The following is a 19,824-nucleotide window of genomic DNA, read 5'->3' as shown; positions in this document are numbered from 1 at the left end:
CCGGGGTCAGGGGGTCCGAGGAGTCATCGGGTTGGGGTGGCGCGGCGGGGGTCCGGCCGGGGACGCGGCGAGGACGGCCGCGCCCCAGCCCGCCACGGAGCGGTGCGCGGGGGTGATCAGTGCCTCGTCGGGCAGTTCGGCGTCGATCGTCTCCTCCAGGCGCGTGGCGAGGGCGATCCAGTCGAGCGAGTCGAGCCCGAACAGGGCGAGGTCGCGCGTGCGCAGTGCGTCGTCCTGTGCCAGGGCCGCCGCGTCGGGGGGTTCGATGCCCCGTTCGGCCATGGCCCGCACGACTAGTCCCGCGACCAGGAGTTCACAGTCCCTGAGCCGCCCGGTCTGTACAAGGTCCGTCATCGTCCCGCCTTCCGTACCCACTCGATCAGCGCTCGGCGGTCGGTCTTGCCGACCGTGGTCCTCGGCAGCCGCTCGCGTACGAGGACGCGCGGCACGGGCACGTCGGCGTCGGCGCGGGCCAGGGCGGCGGTCAGCTCGGCGGCCGTGACGTCGCCCTCGACCACCGCGTAGAAGTCCTCGAACTCGGGCCTGTCCTCGCGCGGCAGCACCAGCGGGAAGACGTCGCGGACGCCGGGGACGCCGCGCAGGAGGCGCTGGGCGAGGTCCGCCCTGACGAAGGTGCCGTTGAGGCGGAGGGGGCCGCGGGCGCGTTCCTCGAAGGTGAGCAGGCCGTCGCCGCCGTGGCGGACGATGTCGCCGGTGTGCCACTCGTGGGTGGGCCCGCTCTCGTCGTCCATGCGGCCCTCGACGGGGGCGGCGGAGCGCAGCACCAGCTCGCCGCGCTCGCCGGGGCCCGGCGCGAGGACCTCGACGCCCGGCACCGGGCGGCCCATGCCCCGGTCGCCGAAGAAGGTGCCTCCGGTCTCGGTCGAGCCGTAGCCGCGCAGCAGGGGGACGCCGAACCGCTGCCGGAACGCCGCGTCGAGGTCGTCCGGCACGGCACCCGCGCCGGCCATCGCCGCCCGGGGGCGGACCGTGCCGGTGCGGCGGGTCCCGGCGAGCAGGCGGGCCACCGGCGGGGTGACGGCGAGCACGGTCACGGCACCCTCGTCGGCCTTGCGGGCGAGGGTGCCGGCCCGGACGAGCGGGGTGACGTCGAGGTCGCAGCCCACGAGGAGGCCGGCGACGCTCACGCCCCAGCCGAAGGAGTGGGCGAGCGGCACGGGGACGGCGACCCGGTCGCCGGGCCGCAGCCCGAGGCCGTGCCGGTAGCCCTCCGCGTCCTGGAGGACGCTGGCGATCCCGCGCCGGACGACTTTCGGCCGGTCGGTGCTGCCGGAGCTGAGGTGCAGCACGGCGGTCGTCGCCAGGCGCGGGTCGCGGGGCGCGGGCGCCGCGGGCAGGACGGCGAGCGCGGGGGTGATCCGGCAGGCGCCGTCGAGGCCGTCGGCCGTCTGCTCGGCGCGCTCCCCCGGCGGCACCGGCAGGGGTACGCAGTCCGACCGCCAGACGGCGAGCGCGGCGACGATCAGGTCGCGGCCTTGCAGCCCGTCGAGGACGACGAGGTCGCTGGGGCGGGCGCCGGCGCGGGGCAGCTCCGCGGCGAGCCGGTGGAAGGCGGAGCCGGCCGCGTCGATCGGCTCGCCGTCGACCCGTACCCCGTGCGCGAGGATCCGCGCGACGAGGTCGGTGCGTCGTGGCGCGCTCATCGCACGGCCTCCGTCTCCTGCGCCCGGGCGGGGGCGGCAGCGGAGTCGATCAGCCGGTCGATGGTGAGGATGGGCAGGACGGTGGCGAGGCTGCCGGCCACGCCGACCCACAGCGTGGGCGTGATCCCGATGGCCGAGCCGAGCCAACCGGCCACGAGCGCGGCGAGCGGCATGCTGCCCCAGACGACGAAGCGGACCGAGGCGTTCATGCGGCCCAGGAGGTTCTTGGGGCAGAGCGTCTGACGCAGGCTCACCTGGGTGACGTTGAAGAGGAGCGCGCCCACGGTCAGGCCGAACTCGCCGAGCAGCAGCACGGCGCCGGCGGCCGGCTTGCTGTGCGGGGCGAGGACGGCGGCCACCGGGTTGGCGACGGTGAAGAACGCGGCCATGAGCAGACCGCAGGACATCACGGTGCCGGCGCTGAACCGCTGCCTGGCCTTCGGCGCGAGGAGCGCCCCGAGGACACCGCCCGCGGCACCGCAGGTCATGACGAGCCCGAGCATGAACGAGTCGAAGCCGATGGTGCGGATGACGAGGACCGGGACCAGCGTCGCCACCACGGTGGCGAAGAAGTTGGAGACGCCCATGGAGACGGCGAGCCGCCGGATGACGGGCTGGTCGCGGACGAAGCGCAGGCCCTCCGCGATGTCGGCGGCCAGCCGGTTCCCCTCGCCCGCGACCCGTTCGGGCTTCCGCTCGGCGTCCTTGGTCACCATCAGGGACAGGAAGCTGACGAGGTACGTGAAGGAGTCCACGAGCATGACGACGGGGGCGCTGACGACCCGCATGAGGAGCCCGGCGAGCGCCGGCCCGCCGAGCGTCGAGACCTGCGCGGTCGCCTCCAGCCGGGAGTTGGCGGCGCCGATCTCGTCCTCGGGCACCAGCACGGGGACGTACGACTGGTAGGCGACGTCGAAGAAGACGCTCACCACGCCGACGAGGACGGCCACCGCGTACAGGACCTCGATCCTGAGGCCGCCCGTCAGCCACAGGAGCGGGACGGTGAGGATGGCCAGGCACCGGATGAGGGCCGCCCACATCATGGTCCTGCGCTTGAGCAGCCGGTCCACCCACGCGCCCGCCGGCAGCCCGATGAGGAGGTAGCAGACGGTGGAGGCGGCGGCGAGCACGCCGACCTGGCGGGTGTCGGCGTCGAGCAGTTCGACGGCGGTGACGGACAGTCCGAGGGTGCCGATGCGGGTCCCGAACTGGGAGAGCGTCTGGCCGAACCAGAAGCGTCTGAAGTTCGTGGACGAGACGGAGTGCAGGTTCATGGGGTGGTTCACGACACCGGCTTCCCGGCACCCGCCGCCACGGGAACATCGGTGCTCGTCCCGGAGTCGAGGAAGACTGACCCGCGCAGGCGCAGGCCCGAGGCCCGGGTCAGCTCCTCGACATGCTGCTTTCGCACCACGTAGCGGTTCTTGCCGTAGATGAGGTAGCGCTGCCGGTCGTCGGCGCCGGTGAAGTTGACGGTCATGACGTTGGCGCCGGCCTGCAGGCCGCGGGACTGGCCGCCCGCGGACGTCTTCTCCAGCGCGCTCACGGACGGGATGAGCATCTGCGGCCGGTGCAGGCGCAGTACGGCGATGGTGTTGAGCGCGAGTTCGTTGGAACCGGCGGGCTCCAGTTGCAGCGGGGTGTCGGGCGCGGGGACGAACGGGGCGACGCTGCACATGTGGGCGCCAAGGGTCTCGGCCAGTTCGATGTCGTCGACGATGCTGTCCAGGGTCTGACCGGGCAGGCTGGAGATGAGGCCCGTACCGACCCGGTAGCCGAGGTCCACGAGGTCGCGGAAGCAGCGCAGGCGCGTCTCCAGCGGTTCGTGGCGGATGGCCCGGTGGAGCTCGGGGTCGCTCGTCTCGTGCTTGAGGATGTAACTGGTGGCGCCCAGGTCGCGCAGCCGCTGGTACTGGCCGCGTCGCAGGTTGCCCAGGTTCAGCAGGATCTCGACGCGCCCGTCGAACAGCTCGCGGATGCGGGGTATGGCGTCTTCCAGGGTGGCGACGTTGCGCGGGGTCTCGCCGCCCTGGAGCAGGACGATGTCGATGCCGGCGTCGCGGATGGCGCGGGCGCGGGCCACGATGTCGTCGCTGCTCATGAAGTAGTGGTCGTTCTCGGGGGTGTTGTCGCGGCGCATCGGGCAGTAGTCGCAGTTCACCCGGCACACGTTGGTGATCTCGATGACGCCACGCAGGATCACGGTCGGCCCGAAGTGCTCCTCCCTGAGCCGTCGTGCCTCGGCGAAGAGTTCTTCCTGGGCCGGGCCCGTGGCGGTGAGGTACGCCCGGATGTCAGATCGGGTCAGCATTGCGACACCTCGCGTGTTCGTTCGTTTCGGTGGGCTCGGTCGGGGACGGGGGCGGTACGTCGAGGTGGACGACCTGTTCGGCGACGAGTCCCGCGTCGGCGGTGTCCCGGAAGGTGCGGCGCACGGTGTCCGCGTCGGGCGTGAAGACCACGGTGGACTCCTCGCCGTTGACGGTGACGGAGAGCGCCCCGCCGACGGGGAGGCGGTCGCCGCGCAGATGAAGCGTGACGCGCCGGGCGCCGCTCACGTCGATTTCGGCGCGCCCCGGGGCGGTCCATCGCGCATGGACCTCGCCCCGAGCGCCGGGCTCGATCCCGCCCAGTTCCACCCAGTGGGCGCGGCCGTGCGTGTCGTTGTCGGCGCGGTGGCGGATCTCCAGGGGCAGCCCCGCGCGCCGGGCCCGGCTCAGCCACCGCTCCAGCCGCCGGAACAGCGGGCTGTCCTCGGCGAGTCCCAGGGTGTCCAGGCCGTGCGCGCCGTCCGGGACCTCGACGTACTCAAGCGCGCCATGTCCCTGCTCGCGCAAGGTGGCGACGGACTCTCGGTCGAACCGGGGCGGGATCCGGCTGTCCTCGGCGCCGTGGACCACGAAGAGGGGGAGGGGCAGCGCGTTGGGCAGCAGGGCCCGGGTGCGCCGGTCGGGTCCGAACGACTCCCAGATCGAGAGGGCGCCGTTGAGGGGGACGGCGGCGGCGAGGGAGTGCCAGTACCGCATGCCGAGGTTCCAGGTGGCCAGTCCGCCCATGGACACCCCGGCGAGCACGCAGCGGTCCGGGTCGGCGCCCAGCACGGTACGAGCCCACCGCAGAGCGGCGTGCGGGAATTCCTGGCCGGTCAGGTCCCAGCGCGGCATGCGGAAGCGGCTGCCGAAGATGCCCGCCACGTCGAGGTGGTGCTCGGGCGCGCCCAGTTCCTGGGCGGTGGGCGCGAGGACCGCGAGCGAGAGGCGGTCCCCCAGAGCGGTGAAGTACGGCAGGATCTGCTCCCCGGAGCCGCCCGCGCCGTGCAGGACGATCAGGGCGCCGAGGCGCCGGCCAGGGCGGTGGGGCGGTACGTGGACCGCCATCGCGGTGCTCCGGCCGCTCGCCTCGTCGACGAGTTCCACGGTGTCCGACCAGGCCCGCCAGGGCCGGTCGTCGAGCCCCTCCAGGAGGGTACGCAGGCGGGTCGCGTCGAGGCCGTGCCGGGACAGTTCGGCGTGCGCCCGCTCGTCGTCGGGCTGGAGGGACAGGGTGCGTGCTTCGCTCGGCATCATGCGTGGACCTGCTCCTTCCGCTCGTGTGCGGGGGGGTTCTCGGCGGGGGCCGCGGAAGTCGGTGCGGCCGAGCCTGACGGGCGTACGGCTGAGGCGGTGGGCCTTCAGGGACGCGAGGTGGAACGCGGCGGGCAGGTCGGCGGCGGGCACGGGCAGTTCCACCCGGTGTGCGCCGGCCGCTCCGGCCAGGGGGGCCGCGGCGGCGAGGACCTGCCCCAGGTCGGTGACGGAGGCGGCGGGGAAGCCGCTCAGGACGAGGCGGTGCCGGTCGTGGACCCAGTGCACGCCCTCGTGCTCGTCGCTGGTCAGGAGATCGGCGACCAGCGGCGGTGGTGTCGCCGCCGCCACCTGGAGCCGGCCGTGGGAGCGGGCCGTCGCCTCGGTGGCGTACGGCACGTCGGCGGGCAGCGGGAGGTCGAACCGGTGGAGGAGGGGGCCGGTGGCCCGCAGCCGCAGCATGTGGGCGAGCGCGGCCTCGGGCTTGCGCGGCTCGACCCAGGCCGCGAGCCCGGCGTAGCCCTCGGCGCGTGCGGTGTCGCGCAGCGCGAACGCGAGTTGCAGCGCGGCGCCGCTGCCACGCAGGGGCTCGTCGACGAATACGCCCTTCAGGAGCAGGTGTTCGCCCCATCGCATGCTGCGGTGGACGGCGCCGAGGCGGCCGTCGGGCAGGTCGACGCCCATCCACAGGTAGTCGTCGGGGCGGGCGAGTTCGCGGGTGAGGGCGGCAGCGTCCAGCTCCTCCAGAGCGACGATCCGCAGGACGCCCTCGGTGTCGTCAGGGGTGAGGCGTCGCACCGGGCCCTCCTCGGCGGCCGGCTTCTTCTCGTGCGGAGCGTTCACGCGAGCGGCAGCTCTCGACTCAGGGCCAGGTACGGGAACTCCGTGGGCGCGGTCTTGAGCGGGTCGGCGGGCAGCGGAACCTTCGCCATGCGCTTGCTGGAGCTGCGCGCCGCCATGAAGTTGAACAGCACGCTCGGCGGCATGAAGCGATTCTCCAGATCGCGGATGATCCACGAGAACGTGTCGGGGTGAAACGGGTAGAACGTGGGGGCGAGCAGGTCCTCGTCCGGCATGCCGAGCTGCCGGGCCATGCCGGTCTGCGGCAGCACGCGGTAGCCCACGTGCATGACCAACTCGCCGTCGTGCAGCTTGGAGTTGATGTACTCGATGCTGTTGCGCACGCTCGCGGCGTCCTCGCCCGGCCCGCCGAAGACGACGTTCACCCGCGCCGGGATGCCGTGCTTGCGGCACCGTTCGAGGCAGCGGTCGACGTGCCGGGTGTCGAAGGTCTTGCCGAGGAGTTTCATGACCCGGTCGTCGAGGCTGTCCGGGGAGATGACGACGAACTCGACGCCGCTCTCGGCCAGCAGGGCGGCGAACTCGTCGTCGAACGGCTTGGGGGTGAAGTACGCCGACCACGTCAGCCCCGGCAGCGCCAGCTCCTTAAGGAGCTGGACGACCTGCTTGGCGAAGCGCAGTTCGCTGTTGAAGATGCCGTCGGTGAAGAAGACGCGGCGGATGCCGGAGGCGTGGATCGCCCGGAGTTCCGCGGCGATGAGGTCGAGGGGCTTCAGGTCGCCGCTGTTGTCGCCGTTGAGGTACGCGTACGGGCAGTACACGCAGCCCTGGTAGCAGGTTTTCCGGCGGGTCTCGACGCCGATCATGGCGCCCTCGAACCGCGTGTAGACCTTCATGAGGGGTTCGGGGTGACGGAGCACCTCCGTCAAGAAGCCCTCGTAGCGGCGGCCCGTGATGTTCTTGTGGAGTCCGCGGTGCTCCTCGGGAGCCGCGAGGATGTCGAGCATGGCCTGTTCGCCGGGGCCGATGACGCCGACGTCGAAGCCGAGGAGCGGCCTGAGCTGGTCGGCGAACAGGGTGTAGCCCGGTCCTCCGCCGACGAGCAGCGGACGTGGCCGGCGCGTCGCATCGAGAGCGGCGCGCATCCGGTCGAGGAAGCGGATGTAGTGCTCGACATGACCGTCGCAGGAGAGGTCGATGGGGTCAATGTTGCGGATGGTGAACCCGATGGCGTCCCAGGGTTCGGTGGCCCAGGTCAGATCGTCCACGGCCGCGGGGTCCTGCACGAAGTCGATCAGCCGGGTCTCGTGGCCGGCCAGGTCGAGGGCGTCCTGCACGCACCGGATCCCTATGGGGAAGATCGGTTCGTTGCCGGGCATGGGGAGACTGGCCAGATTGACCAAAGCGACGCGGGCCATGTCGGTCCTCTCTGGAAGACGCTGCGGATGATGGACAGAAGGGTGGCGGGGGCAGACCGACGACGCGGCCTGCCCCCGCCCTCCTTGTGCTGCTCACGGCGCCTGCGGGAAGGGGCAATCAGCGCAGCGCTACGTGCCTCCCCCGGGCGCCGGCGGTCCGCTCAGCCGCAGGAGGGCGCCGTCATCGCGTGCAGGAAGTCGGAGTCGACGAGGTCGAACAGCGACTCGCAGAGTTTGTCGAAGCGCTCCGGGTCGGTCGCCATGAGCGCCTGGACAGCCTCCTTCTCCATCAACATGCCCGACGCTTCGAGAGCCTCGCGCGGATTGTTGGCCAGGTGGACCGCGAAGTCCTCGTCCTGGCTGAGGCGCTGGATGAGCGCCTCCATCGCGCCGGCGGCCTTGCCGGCCTCGGCGATCTGGTCGGCGGAGTACTCGACGACTTGCTGTGACATGTGTCCTCCTCTTCCCCCGGGTACCGAGGGACGGGCAGCAACGACGGATGGTGAGCCGCAGAGAAGCCGGGCTCGGGCGGGCGTACGTCGTGAGCCGAGCCGTTCACCTTCACGGCCGACCACCCGCGATCGAGCCCCGCTTGCGACGCCTTCGATCTTTCTGGATGCCGTGGCGAAAGTCATCGCCGTCCCACATGGTTGGCGCACACACGCAGTATGGAAGGTAAGAGTCCACACCGCGGTCACCGCTGTCACCGCTGGTTAGGCAGGCGAACCCCGCATGGCACCCGACCCCGAAATACCCGTGCACGGGACACCTGCTGGCGAGATTCCCCTACTTGACAGGGGTCGGAATTCCCTCCCTCAATTCTCTCTCCGCCTCTCGCACCGCGCGCCTCCTGCCACACACGCCCCCGCAGCCCCTGCGAGGTCGGCCTGGTTGATCCAGCGTCCGGGGGCGGTGGTGCCCGGGGCGGCGGCCCACTACACCAGCGACGCAGACACCGTCCTGCGGTGAGTGCCGCTCACTTCTGCTCGCCGCTGCGATGCTGGTCGTCGAGTAGATTTGCAACCGGGCGGGCCGCGGCCAGGACCTCTTTCCCGAAATCGGTCAGGCGCATCCGGTGCCCGCACTGGCCACGGATCAAGAGCTGCCCGCGCAGGTCGCGCTCCAGGTGCTGCAGGTGCACGGTCATCGTCGACGGTGACGTGCCCACGGCGCGGCAGTACGCCGCGAGCGAGGGATAGTCCACGGCCTGCAAGAACCGCAGGAGTCGACGGCGCCCGTCGAAGGTGCGCACGGCAGGCTGCACAAGGGCGGGGAAGCGGTCGACGCCCGGCGCGTCTGCGGGGCGGCTGGGCTTGCGCTTCTTCTTGTGCGGGCGGCGTACGGTCGCGCGGTCCCAGGTCTCCCGTGGCCGGTCAGCCAGGGTGTGTGCCCAGTGCTCGACGGCTTGGACGACTTGTCGGCCCAAGGGGGTGAGTTCCAGCTGCCGACCCCGACTCGCGCGGAACAACAGCGGTCCTCCGAGGTCCTCCTCCAGGCGCTTGAGCTGCATGGTGAGCGTGGCCGGGTTAAGGCCGTGTGTCTGGCACGCCTCAGTAAGGGTGGGGTAGCGGACCACCTGGATGAAGATGCGCAGCCGGCGCAGTGCATAGGAGTTGCCCAGGGCGGGCCGCAGCACTTCCGGGGCCGTAGCGAACTCCTGCCGCGGAGTCTTCGGCTGCCGGTTGTTCCGCGTCGCGATGCCGTGTTCACGGAGCCGGGCGGACACGGCCGATCCGCTCATACCGCGCTCCTGGCCCATGTCATCCAGCGTGCGGCGCTTGACGACGTACTGCTCATGGAGCCACGCCTGATCCATAGTGCCGCGCGGCCGGTGAGGGCGCCGGGGGATGCCGTACTCGTCGGCGAGCGCGGCCAGGGCCTTGCGGTTGATGCCGGTCTCGCGCTGGATCGTCAGGAAGGGCATGTTCTGCTGCACGTAGAGGCGTTCCAGCTGGGCCTTGGAGATCATCTGCCTGGCGGCGTGCAGGCCCTTGAGGCCCCGCTCCCCGCAGTGCGCGGTCGGCTTCGTCGCGGGTGCAGGATGTTGACCGAGGACATAGCGCAGAGTGCGCAGGTCGGTGGTCAGCTCGTCGGCGATCCGGGTGCTCGTCTGTCCGGCACGGACGCGGCGGTGAAGATCGGCCAGGTCGATGTCTGCGGGGTCGGCCCGTGGCAGGGCGAGCCCGTCCAGCAATTCGGAAGGCGGCTGCCAGGTCAGGGGCTCGTTGCCGAGCCGGTTGCGGTCGAGGAACACCTCGCCGATCCGGTCGAGCTCGGCGGACGCCTCCGGCGTGAGGACGTAGGGAAACCGGACCCGGCTGTTACGGAATGAGGAGTTGTCACGCGGTGGGTCGGGCATCCGCGTGTGGGGCAGACCGCTGATCTTCTCGAACAGGTGACTGCGGGCGACCTGGTAGCGCGTGCCGGCTCCGGGCTCGGTCAGCGTGCGGCGGCACAGGGCGATCCACTCGCTCTCGGACAGCAACGCGGTGTAGTCCAGGCGCCGCCGACGGCAGTAGTCGATCGGAACCCTGTGGTTGTCGAGATAGGCGGCGAGCTGGATCAGGGCGAGTTGGATGCCCTCGTAGCGGGCATCGTCGCGCAGTGCCTGGAGCACATGCGTCAGGGCGGGCTGGGTGATGAGGCTGCCGACCTTCTTGACCGCGTCGGGAAGTTCGAGGCGGCTGTTCACCAGCATGAGGCTGGCCGAGAGCGCGGCGTCGAGGTTCTCGCGGACCTGCGGGACGGGGTTGAGGCGTGCGGCCCACAACGGCCAGATGAGGCTGGGGATCTTGCGAGCCCGCGCGGTCAGCTGCGAGGGCGTGGTGGTCGGGAGCGACGGGGTGGGCAGCGCGGTGCGGTAGCGCAGGGCGGAGTTGGGCCACAGGGTCGGCGCGATGGTCTTGAGATGGACGGCCTCGAGCACAGGGCTGTTGTGGCGGCCCCAGTTCCGGGTCACCGTGGGGCTGGCCCAGTAGCCGCGGTCCACGATGGCGTCCAGGAGTTCCTTCATGCGGGGAGCGGCCCGGCGGCAGTCGGCTTGTCCAAGGATGCTCCAGGCGGCGATGGCGCCCGCGGCGGCGGTCTCCGCGTAGGCGGGGGCCGCACGGCCGGGATCGAGGGGCGCGCGCCGCTGGGCGCTGCTCAGGGTGCTGTTGTGTTCCCGGGCGCGGAAGTGGGCCTCCACGAGTTCCTCGGGGACCAGGTGCTTCATGCGGGGCGCGGGCATGCGGATCAGGACGCGGCGGGCGATCCCCCTCATGTCGGCGAGCACGGCCATGGCGGGCTGCGGGGCATGGGCATACACCCCGAAGGCGCCGACCCCAGTGGTGATGACGTCCAGCAGTGTCTGCTGAGCGAGGAGAGCAGGGTGCCCGGCGTCGAAGCGCATGGTCTCGGTGTCGGCGAGCGGGTGCAGGCACCGAGTCCGCGCGGCCGTAGCGGTCGGCCGGCCGAGGTGATCGCAACGACCGGGCTGGGGAATGATGTGGCTGGGGTGTGGGCGCTTTCGGTGCCGCGAGGCGCACTTGGGGCAGAAGTCCGCGAGCAGGCGACGGTGGCTGAGGCAGGCGAAGGACCAGCCGAGCCGCCAGGTCAGGGACCAGCGTCCTTCGTTCTCCCACAGGCAGTCCGGGCAGAACCGCGATCCGCTGCCGCCGCCGCGGCCCCACATGAACGCACCGTTGACCCGCTGCCGCTCTTGGTCGACGACGAGAGCTCGTTGATCGAAGTGCTGCAGCGTCATCGCGTGCAGGATGTCGGGCGCAACGCCGGTCGTGACGGCTATACGCTCGGCCTGACGTGGCGCCAGACGCGTCATCCAGGGCGCCCAGCCCGTCGGGGATTCAAACTCGCGGCGCAGGCCCAGGGCGACCAGCAACTCGCCCATGGGCACCCTCAGCTGCGCGGACAACGCCTCGAACCAGGAGTCCAGAGCCTCGCCCTCGGCCGGGGGAAGCCGCAATGGCAGGGTCCGGACCCGGCTCACTCGTCCTTCTTCGTGGGCTTCGCCCTGCGGGGGCGGGGCTTGGTCGTCATCGTCCCGCGGGCGAACTTCTCCGCGAGGGACTTACGGGCCTTCTCCGCCGCCGCGTCCAGTTTCACGTGGTCGAGGAGCTTCTGGTCGAGGACTTCGGTGTTGAGGCGGGCGGCGCGCTGGCAGCCTCGGTTGATGAGCGTCATCAGGGAGCCGATGTGTCCGCTGCTGCGGATGTAGAGGTAGTCGGACAGGTCGTCGGCGAGCATGCCGGGGTATGCCTCGCACAGCGCGATCCGCTGTTCCAGTCCCAGCAGCAGCTTGCGCCACTCGACGCGGTGCTTGTTGGTGCTGACGGTGAAGGGTTCCATCGTCAGCGGCGTCGTGCGGCGTGCCGTCTGGGCGAGGGTGATGTTGCCGCGGGCGTGGGCCTCGGAGTACAGGCCACGGTTGGCCAGGTCGACGCCGATGAAGATCAGGGTGACCGGGAACTCGTTCGCGATGTACTTGAAGTGGTTGCTGACCTCGGTGCCGGTTTTGTCCTGCCACTTAAGGAAGTGCAGGTCGTCGATGATCAAGACCCTCGTCTCACACTCCAAAACGCAGTCCAGGGCGCGCTGTGCGAAGAGCGCGGCGGTGCCGGTCTTACGGCCGGGGTGCGCGTAGTACTCCAGCAAGGACCGGTTGAACTCCTTCATGCCGATGTTGCTGGTCAGCCCGACCCGGCAGACCGGCCACCGCTCGTGCCCGGCGGCGGTGAACGCTCCCTCCAGCGCGATCACCTGCCGGTGGTACTTCAGCGCGAAGTTCAGGACCGCGGTGGTCTTGCCGAGCCCGGGATGGGCGTCCACGGCGACGGAGCCCTTGGCCTTGTCGCCGTCCTGCTGATTACTCGTGATGATGTCCCACAAGTCCTCCTGCAGAGCCTTGAGCTGAGGCGTGGCGAGCGGCCCGATGTTGGCGTGCCACACGGACCGCTCGTGTTCGTACTCCAGCAGCGCGGCCTCACCCAGGTCCGCCTTCTGCTTGAGGGTGAGCAGCTCCGGCCGCTTCCGGGGCGGCGCCGTGGCCATCGCTCCCAAGCCTTCCTTCCGCGAGAGCGTGAGGTTGTCCAAGTGAGCGTTCTCGGGCTTCTCGGGCGGCATTATGCGTCCTCCATGGCGTCGTCGTAGAAGTCCTCAGCGGTGTCTGGGCCATCGAGTTCGTCGTCCTCGTCGTCATCTCCGGCTACCGGGCCCTCGTACGGCTCGGCCTCGTCCGAGGCCGGCTCCGCCGTCCTGTCCTCGTCCGGGTCGTCGGTGGCGGTGAGGATCCGGGCGACGGCCGGCAGCGCGCGCACGTCGTCCTCGGCGGTGTCCGGCAGGTCGAAGGCGGACCGTTCACGGGCCTGGCGCAGAGCCAGGCGCCGCTCCGTCATGGTCAGGCCGAGGCCCAGGTGCCAGCGTTCGAGGAGTTCCGCGACCGCGGTCTCGTCGTCGGGATAGGGATACTTCTCGCCCGCGACCTTTCGGGCGATCTCGATGGCACCCTCGCTGATCGGGAACTTCTGGGCCGGGGCGTGTTCCCATTCCAGGGTGTGCCAGCTACGGGTGTCCGGACGGCGGAAGTAGATGTAGTTGATGTTGTCGGGGTCGACCTGGATGGGCCACATCCCCTTGGCCTTGGGGCCGGTGTACGGGCTGGTCTCGCCCCGATAGCCGTCCAGGCCCCGGCCGTTGTAACGGCACTTGCGGATCTCGACGCCGTAATGGTGGGTCGGCTTCCACTCGGTCTTCAGGAACTCGAAGCCGAGCGCCGGATCCCGGGGCACCTCGATGTAGCCGGCCCGGGCGATGCCGTGCTCGAACATCTTCGCCGGAGACAGGCGCACCCCCGGCGCGTACGCATCGGCGAGTCCCTTGTGCGGCCTCAAGTGATACACGCAGGCCACCCACTCCCTGATGATCGCCTCCAACTCGTGGAGGAAGAAGAACGCCTGATCCTCCGGCCGCTCGCCCCGCGAGAACAGATCCGGGCCCTTGTAGCCGGGCAGCGCCTCGAGCGGCCCCTCGCGCAGGGTCTTGAAAAATCTTTCAATCGGTCCTTTATCCCGGCCCGTTCGAAGGCGAGCCGGCTGGATCGACAGACCGAGTCGCTGGCAGACGGAGGTGATGTGCTCGGAGACGTAGGGCTTGCCGTGGTCGACCACGATGGTTTCCGGCACCAGCGCCGGGCTCGCGACGCCGCGCTTCTTGACCTTCTTCGCCTTCCCTTCTTCCTCTTCTTCGGGTTCGAGAGCCTCACGCTCGACGAACACGGTGCGGGGAATGCCGTGGTCGGGCCACACTGCGTACGCTGGCCAGTCCTTGCCGGCCGGGCGGGGGCGGTAGGTCTGGAACATCACCGCCGCGACGTCGATGGACATCGTGGACACCGGCGTCACCCTGAGCCCGCAGACGCACCGCGTGTACCAGTCCATCGCGACCGTCAGCTCGGCCTGGACCCACTTCATCGTGATCGGGTCCATCGCGAAGACGTCGAGGCGGGTGGTGTCCATCAGCAGGTATTCGCCCGGCCTCGTGGGCCGCAGCTTCCCGTACGCGCCCGGTGGCCGGGCAGCGATGTCCCGGTTGCGTTTCGAGCTCAGCCGGAACGTCGGCAACCTGCGTTCCAGCTCCTCAAGCCACCGATACGCCGTCGCTCGCCCCGGCAGCTTCACCTCGTCCTCGCCATACCGGGCCACTAGGCGCGGGCCGACGCTGCGGATCACCTTCGCGCGGGTGGGCTTGGAGTCCTTGCCGTGCTCAGCCATGATCTCCAGGGCCATCTCCACCCACCGCGGATCAGCCCGGCCCAGCCCGCCCATGTTCCCGCTCCCGCGGTCCGGGCCGCCGTGCACGAGCCCGGCCTCCCGGTCAGTGTGGAAGGCCCTGACCCATCGCTTGATGGTGCGTACGCTCACGCCCAGCTCTGTGGCCTTCGCCTCGTACCGCTCAAGCTTGGGCACGGTGGACTCGTACTGGGGCCGGGGCTCGCCCGCCTCCGGGAGTTCGGGACTGCCTGAACGGAAGCCGTAGAGAACCTCGTTTATGTGAGCCGCGCGCTCCCTGACCTCGGCAAGCTCCTCCTCGCTGAGCTGAGCGAACAACACCGACGCCGTCTCGCGGTCGTCGTCTGCCTCCGGGCCCGGCCCGGTCGCGATGACCGAGGCGCGACCGGAGGCGAGAACCTCACGCAGCGACAGCCGGAACCGTTGGTCCAACCGGTCACGGACCAGGACCTCGTTGCCGGCCGCCGAGCCGAACATCTCCTCCACCACGACGGCTTCACCGTCGTACATCAGCCGCGTGCCCACTCCCACACGTACAGCAGCTCCGCTCATATGCCCTCCCTTCCGTACCCTCTGGATCAGGTGGACCTGCTCGCTCTCTTCGTCGTCGGGATCGGTCTCCTCTACCGGGCGGGGAAGGTCGCGTCGCCCTGCTCCGACCACCGAAGCCGGGCCCTGGCGCAGCAGGTGACGTTCGGAAAGGACTTCCGTCAGATCCGTGACGAAGTGCTGACACCACAACAGCCGTAGTACGGCGGCCCGCACCCGCCAGTCCGGGTGGTGCGGAAAGGCTCGAAACGCATCGCCCAGCGACGCCCCGTGAAGATCCGCCTCGCGGATCTCGGCGAGCAGCTCCTCGTCGAAGAGCCAGTCGCGGCGGTAGCCCGCGAGGAACCGCAGGTTCGCCAACTCTGCCTCCGGAGGCTCGGACCACACTTCGAAATCCCAGCCACGTGACAGAACGACCTCGCGGGCCCAGCCGAGCGCAAAATTCACCTTCGGGCGCGTGAGCAGGTGACGCGGCTTGACGTCCACGACCACCGGCACGCCCTTCTCGCGTAGCACCAGGAAGTCGGGCACATGACGGCGCCGGCGACCATCCACGGTGGTGGAAAGCAGGAACGGCTGGGCGAAGACGGCCGTCACGTCCCGGTCGAAGTCGGCGTAGAGCAGGCGAGTCAGCTCAAGGCGAGACTCGTACACGACGTGGTCGCGCATGGTGGAAGACCAATGCGTGCCGGAGTAGTGCTTCTGCCCGTCCCACCACCGGAACGTACGCCACGGCAGCGACGGCTCGAAGACGTCAACACCTGTCGTCGGCCAGTTCACGTCCTCGTTGATCGCCCCGTCCAGGAGACGGAGGCTCATCGTGACTTCACCAACCACACGCGACATGGCCCTCCCCCGAGCAGCGAGAGCGGGAAGCAGAAATCCCGGCCTCGATCAGCTGCGACGTCTCCACGATCAGGTTGGAGAAGGCCGCTGCATAGATCGAGGCCGGGATCAGCACTACGACGAGTGAACGATCAGACAGGAGTTCGTCTCATCGCGACGTCCTTTGGGCCGGACAAGGGCCACGGTCAACGAGAAAGGGACATCCGAAATGCGAACCTACACGTCGTACGGGGCAGCAAGAGCAGCGGCCTCCTCCTGCGTCGGCAGGATGTGCCAGTGCAGGTCCCGGCGGCCCACCGGCCAGACGCGCCCCACCCGCTCGAAAAAGCTCTCCACCAACATCCCCCTGTCCGGGCGGCCTTCGCCCCCGCCGCAGAGCCTGCCACGCCCCGGCCGTCGGCGCGGTCGCTTCTCTGCCGGGCTTCATCGCCTCTCAGGACAAGCGCGGCGCGGGCCAGGCCGGCTCCCAGCGCCAGGCCGCCCACCGGTCGGCGTCCGCGAACGGGCCGGTGCGCTCCTCGATCATCGCGAGGACCTGGGCGCGGGCGAGGTCCACCGCCTGGTGCTCGGTGTCGGTCACGATGCCCAGCCGCCGAACGTGGGCGTACTCGTCTTCGTCCTTCCACCGCCAGCTGCTGAGGTCGGGATCGATGACGAGGTCGACGGTCAGATCGAGCGTGTCGAACCCGGTCTCGGTACGGCGGGTGGGGTGCTCAAAGTTGACGTACCAGTTCCTCAGCCCGCCCGCGGTGAAGAACGCGTTGACGCTGAACCACGCCGCCGGCGGCTTCCACAGCAGCAGCTCCGTCTCCTGCCACACCCCGGGCTCGAGCTCCCACTCCCCCGCCGCCATCGCCTCGAACGCCTCGATGCGCACCGTACGGTCGCCCTCGTCGCGGGCCTTGGCGTACAGGGCCGGCCACCGCGCTTGAGCGCCGGGCGCACACGCGGTCACCAGCGCCTCGCCGGTGTCGGCGACCACCCGAAGCGCCTGCTCGCTCCACACCCGGCCGCTGCGGTGCACATCGCGCCGCACGACCGTCTCCCCCGTCGTGAAGATCTTCACCAGTGCCTCCCTCGCGAACCCGGCCGGGATATCCGGCCACGCGGCCACCACCTCAGCGCGCGAGAGTGGGGCGGGGCAAGCCGCTCTCAAGCCCGGCCCGGCCGGGACGGCTTGCCCTGGCTCCCCTTGGGCTTGCCCGGGTCAGGTCCACCGGCGGAACCAGCCGCGGCCCCTCTCCGGCTCGGGGTCGTCCTCCGGCTCCGGCGGTGCGACGGCTCGGAGGCGGGTCGCTTCGGCGGCAGCTTTCTCGCGGGCGATGTCGTCGGCTCGGCACGGGCCGCACACGGACTTGTCCCCGGCCCGTACGGCGCTCCGGTGCACGGTAATCTCCTCCCAGCGTTCGTCCGTGAACTTCCGCCCGCACCGCGTGCACACCGGGCGCTCCGCCTCCCGCTCAGCGGCACGGCGCTGCTTGTCCGCCGCTTCGGCGCGGGACTCCTGGGCGCGGTAGAGGACGTCACCGTCGGGATTGTCGAGCGCGGCCGTCAGCGTCTGCTCCTCCGTGCGCCCCAGCCGCCGCCACACCGCCGCGTCGGCGCCGTGCTCCTGAAGCTGCTCCAGGGTGGTGACGACGACAGGCACCGCCTGGCGGTAGTCCCGCGCGGTGACCGCCTTCTCGTAGAGGGAGTCGTACCGGCGCGGCGCCCAGTAGCGGCGGCCGGCCTCCTCCAGCACGGCGACCGTGTTGTCGACCTTCGCCTCGGTGGTGTCCGCGAAGACGAACGCGACGGGCACCAGGCCCTCCCGGCCGGTCGGCGGGTAGAAGCGGCGCCACAGCCGCTTGTCGTGGTCGACGTGCTCGATCGCGTCCGGCCGCGAGCGGACCAGGTCCACGGTGCGCTTGGCCGTGTCCTTCGGCAGCAGCCGGCCCCACTCCCAGTACCGGCGCAGCTTGACCACCAGGTCGTGCGCGTCCTCGCTGCGGCGGTCGATCTCCAGCAGCAGCACCGGTACCCCGGCCTCCGGCGCCCGCACCACCAGGTCCGCCCGCTGCACGAAGTTACTGCCGAGCCGGTGACCGATCTCCGTCTGGAAGCCGAGCCGGTGACCGATCCCGGCCCGGTGGAGTTCGGCGGCCGTCGAGGTGACCGCCGCGGCGTGGTCGTCGTAACTGGTACCGAGCAGCTTCCCGGTCACCGGGTCGTACTTCTTCTCGCGCAGCACCGACATCCGTATGCCCTTCGGCTCCAGCAGCTTCTTCGCCTCGCCGTGGCCTCGCTTCGTCAGCACCCACACCTGCCGCTGGTCGTCCCGGACCGTTTCGATCCTCACCAGGTGGTGCTCCTCCAGATCCAGGAGGTTGTCCCGTACGAGCTTGTCGTGCTGGTTGTCCGGCCGGGTCAGCTTCCACAACTGGTCGGGCGTAGCCCTCTGGAAGATTCCCAGCGCTTGCAGCAGTTCCCGGCGTCGAGGTTCGGTCGAAGTCCTCCTGTGCTGGGGACTCCGTTGGACTAGAGGGTTGTCGGACCTGCGGCGACCCCCCTTACGCCGGGCCTGACCTGCGGAAACGCCCGGTCCTTGGCGACGCGGCGCGGAGGGGGTGATGGAGGGGTTTACGGAGGGGGCCTCTTCGACCTGGACAAGGGGGTTCTCGGGGCTGTCGGCGGTGCTCGCCACAGGGTGCTCCTGGAGGTGGGGCGGGCCTATCCCGCCATTCACCTACTACAGGTGTCGTCCGCGGCGAGTTTGTGACGCCGACCTCGGAAAACCTGCCCGTCGTAACCGCATCGTGATCAACTGTGACTTTGATCGGTGATTGCCGAGGCTACTGAGAATGAGCGCAGTTCGAGGCGGTGCGTTGATTTCTAGTTGGCGGATGCGTTGCCCAGTAGTTGGCGGATCCTCTACCGGAGCGCCTGCTTCGAGTCGACAGTTCAGCGGGGCGCCTCACGCCGCACTGAGCGCTTCGACGAGTCGCCGCTGCACGTCTGCCACCAGGCGCTGAAGCCGTCCCGGCCGTATCCCTTCCCTCTCGATCCACTCGTCCAGGCGCGGACGCAGGTACCGCACCATGTGAGCTCCGTGGCGGCGAAGGACTGACCGGCTCATGGAAATCTCTTCCTGGACCTGTCTGCGGAGCTCATCGGTCCAGCCCTGCTCCCGGTCGTCCTCGCCCAGAGGAGTTTTGAAAGCGGCCACCGTCTCATCGAGGACCGCGAGCAAGTCCATGACTCCTCCAAAAGATCACACGACTGCCTCAGCGAGTACTGCAACGGCAAGCTCGCCAACTATCGCTCAAATCCGCCAACTACCGCTCAACGGCACAACCAACGGGGGGAGACTTCTCCGTCCTCAGCGGCCGGACTCTGTCCACAGGGCCGCGATTAGAGGCTCCTCTTGAGGCCCGCCGCGATCAGCGTAGCGGCCCGTCGATGAGGAGCCACCAATGCCCGAGACCACCATGCCGCTCGCCCCGATGACCCCGCACGCGGTGATGAGCGCCTCAACTACCTCCGGGCGATCGAGGCCGACGACACAGAGGCCGCTGCCGAGTTCGCCGGCGCCGAGCCGCAGATGGCCGCGCTGCTCGTACAGGTCGCGGAACGCGTCGTCATCCCGGTCACCAACCTGTCGCACCAGGAGCAGGAGGACGTGCCGTGCGACGACTCGTTCGCGCTGTTCGAGCTGGGGCTCTGCTTCCTGGCCACCCTGCGGTCCTGGCACGAGCAGGCCGGCGCCGACGCGGCCCCGGGCATCGCCCTCGCCCTCATCCGCTTCGCCACGCAGATCCTCACCGAGAACCACGAGAACGTCGCCGACATCCTGCACCAGCTCAATGCCGTCGCCCTGGGCCAGGCGATGGAAGCGCACCCCGCACCGGCCGATGCGCACGCGGTGCGCTTGACCATCGCGTAGCGCACCGAGGACGCCGGTGGTGCGCATCGTGCGCGCACCACCGGCGGGAGGTGCGCGCACGGTGCGCACCGTGGACCGCGCTCGCGCGCACCGGGTGCGCACTTCTCCGAACGGTGCGGTGCGGTGCGCGCGCCGCGCGTATCAAGTGCGCGCACCACGTCCTCGTTCGCCGGCCCGCAGGCGAGGCGGACTCCTATATCACACACCCCCTTGTCCGCCGTCTGATCGGCGGCCAGGACCGGCTCTGTCCAGGGGAAACGCTCTGGTAGCCAACGT

The 19,824-nt window shown here is 70.1% G+C and carries 14 protein-coding genes; 1 reads left to right on the top strand and 13 read right to left on the bottom strand.

The annotated features are described in order from the left end of the window. Nucleotides 1-6: 6 nt before the first annotated feature. The 13 genes from ACIP89_RS35370 to ACIP89_RS35310 all read right to left on the bottom strand — a co-directional run bounded on the left by ACIP89_RS35370 (nt 7) and on the right by ACIP89_RS35310 (nt 18,861). Complete coding sequence (locus tag ACIP89_RS35370; RefSeq protein ID WP_402118541.1) at nt 7-354, bottom strand: acyl carrier protein; 348 nt, start codon at nt 352-354, stop codon at nt 7-9. Beyond that, nucleotides 351-1,664, bottom strand: coding sequence for a class I adenylate-forming enzyme family protein (locus ACIP89_RS35365; RefSeq protein WP_402118539.1), 1,314 nt, complete (start codon nt 1,662-1,664; stop codon nt 351-353). The genes ACIP89_RS35370 and ACIP89_RS35365 overlap by 4 nt, the downstream gene beginning before the upstream one ends. Continuing rightward, on the bottom strand, nt 1,661-2,950 hold the full coding sequence (locus tag ACIP89_RS35360) for an MFS transporter (RefSeq protein ID WP_402118536.1): 1,290 nt from the start codon (nt 2,948-2,950) through the stop codon (nt 1,661-1,663). The genes ACIP89_RS35365 and ACIP89_RS35360 overlap by 4 nt, the downstream gene beginning before the upstream one ends. Continuing rightward, a complete protein-coding gene (locus tag ACIP89_RS35355) occupies nt 2,947-3,975 on the bottom strand; it encodes a radical SAM protein (RefSeq protein WP_402118533.1) in 1,029 nt (342 codons plus the stop codon). The genes ACIP89_RS35360 and ACIP89_RS35355 overlap by 4 nt, the downstream gene beginning before the upstream one ends. Then, complete coding sequence (locus tag ACIP89_RS35350; protein WP_402118531.1) at nt 3,959-6,070, bottom strand: hypothetical protein; 2,112 nt, start codon at nt 6,068-6,070, stop codon at nt 3,959-3,961. Before ACIP89_RS35350 ends, ACIP89_RS35355 begins: the two co-directional genes overlap by 17 nt. Beyond that, on the bottom strand, nt 6,067-7,407 hold the full coding sequence (locus ACIP89_RS35345; RefSeq protein ID WP_402118529.1) for a B12-binding domain-containing radical SAM protein: 1,341 nt from the start codon (nt 7,405-7,407) through the stop codon (nt 6,067-6,069). Before ACIP89_RS35345 ends, ACIP89_RS35350 begins: the two co-directional genes overlap by 4 nt. Before the next feature lie 200 nt (nt 7,408-7,607). Beyond that, the gene (locus ACIP89_RS35340) at nt 7,608-7,898 is read right to left on the bottom strand and encodes a hypothetical protein (RefSeq protein ID WP_402118527.1); all 291 of its coding nucleotides are present in this window, start codon (nt 7,896-7,898) and stop codon (nt 7,608-7,610) included. A 524-nt stretch (nt 7,899-8,422) separates the two neighbouring features. Next, a complete protein-coding gene (locus tag ACIP89_RS35335) occupies nt 8,423-11,434 on the bottom strand; it encodes a LysR family transcriptional regulator (protein WP_402118524.1) in 3,012 nt (1,003 codons plus the stop codon). After that, entirely contained in the window at nt 11,431-12,495 is a 1,065-nt protein-coding gene (locus ACIP89_RS35330; protein WP_402118522.1) for a TniB family NTP-binding protein, read from the bottom strand. The genes ACIP89_RS35335 and ACIP89_RS35330 overlap by 4 nt, the downstream gene beginning before the upstream one ends. 71 nt (nt 12,496-12,566) lie before the next feature. Further along, nucleotides 12,567-15,626, bottom strand: coding sequence for a TnsA-like heteromeric transposase endonuclease subunit (locus ACIP89_RS35325; RefSeq protein WP_402118520.1), 3,060 nt, complete (start codon nt 15,624-15,626; stop codon nt 12,567-12,569). A 433-nt stretch (nt 15,627-16,059) separates the two neighbouring features. Further along, a complete protein-coding gene (locus ACIP89_RS35320; protein WP_402118518.1) occupies nt 16,060-16,692 on the bottom strand; it encodes a DUF402 domain-containing protein in 633 nt (210 codons plus the stop codon). Between the two features lie 141 nt (nt 16,693-16,833). Beyond that, nucleotides 16,834-18,045: a hypothetical protein gene (locus ACIP89_RS35315; protein ID WP_402118516.1), complete on the bottom strand. Its 1,212-nt coding sequence runs from the start codon at nt 18,043-18,045 to the stop codon at nt 16,834-16,836. A gap of 534 nt (nt 18,046-18,579) precedes the next feature. Continuing rightward, complete coding sequence (locus tag ACIP89_RS35310) at nt 18,580-18,861, bottom strand: hypothetical protein (RefSeq protein WP_402118513.1); 282 nt, start codon at nt 18,859-18,861, stop codon at nt 18,580-18,582. A 345-nt stretch (nt 18,862-19,206) separates the two neighbouring features. Between ACIP89_RS35310 and ACIP89_RS35305 the strand changes: the two genes are divergently transcribed. Next, nucleotides 19,207-19,548, top strand: a complete 342-nt coding sequence (locus tag ACIP89_RS35305; RefSeq protein ID WP_402118510.1) for a hypothetical protein — start codon at nt 19,207-19,209, stop codon at nt 19,546-19,548. Nucleotides 19,549-19,824: the final 276 nt, after the last annotated feature.

Source organism: Streptomyces sp. NPDC088730, from assembly GCF_044751215.1.
Taxonomy (GTDB): Bacteria; Actinomycetota; Actinomycetes; order Streptomycetales; family Streptomycetaceae; genus Streptomyces.
Note: the sequence above shows the minus strand (reverse complement) of the source record. Positions and strands in the feature narration are given on the sequence as shown.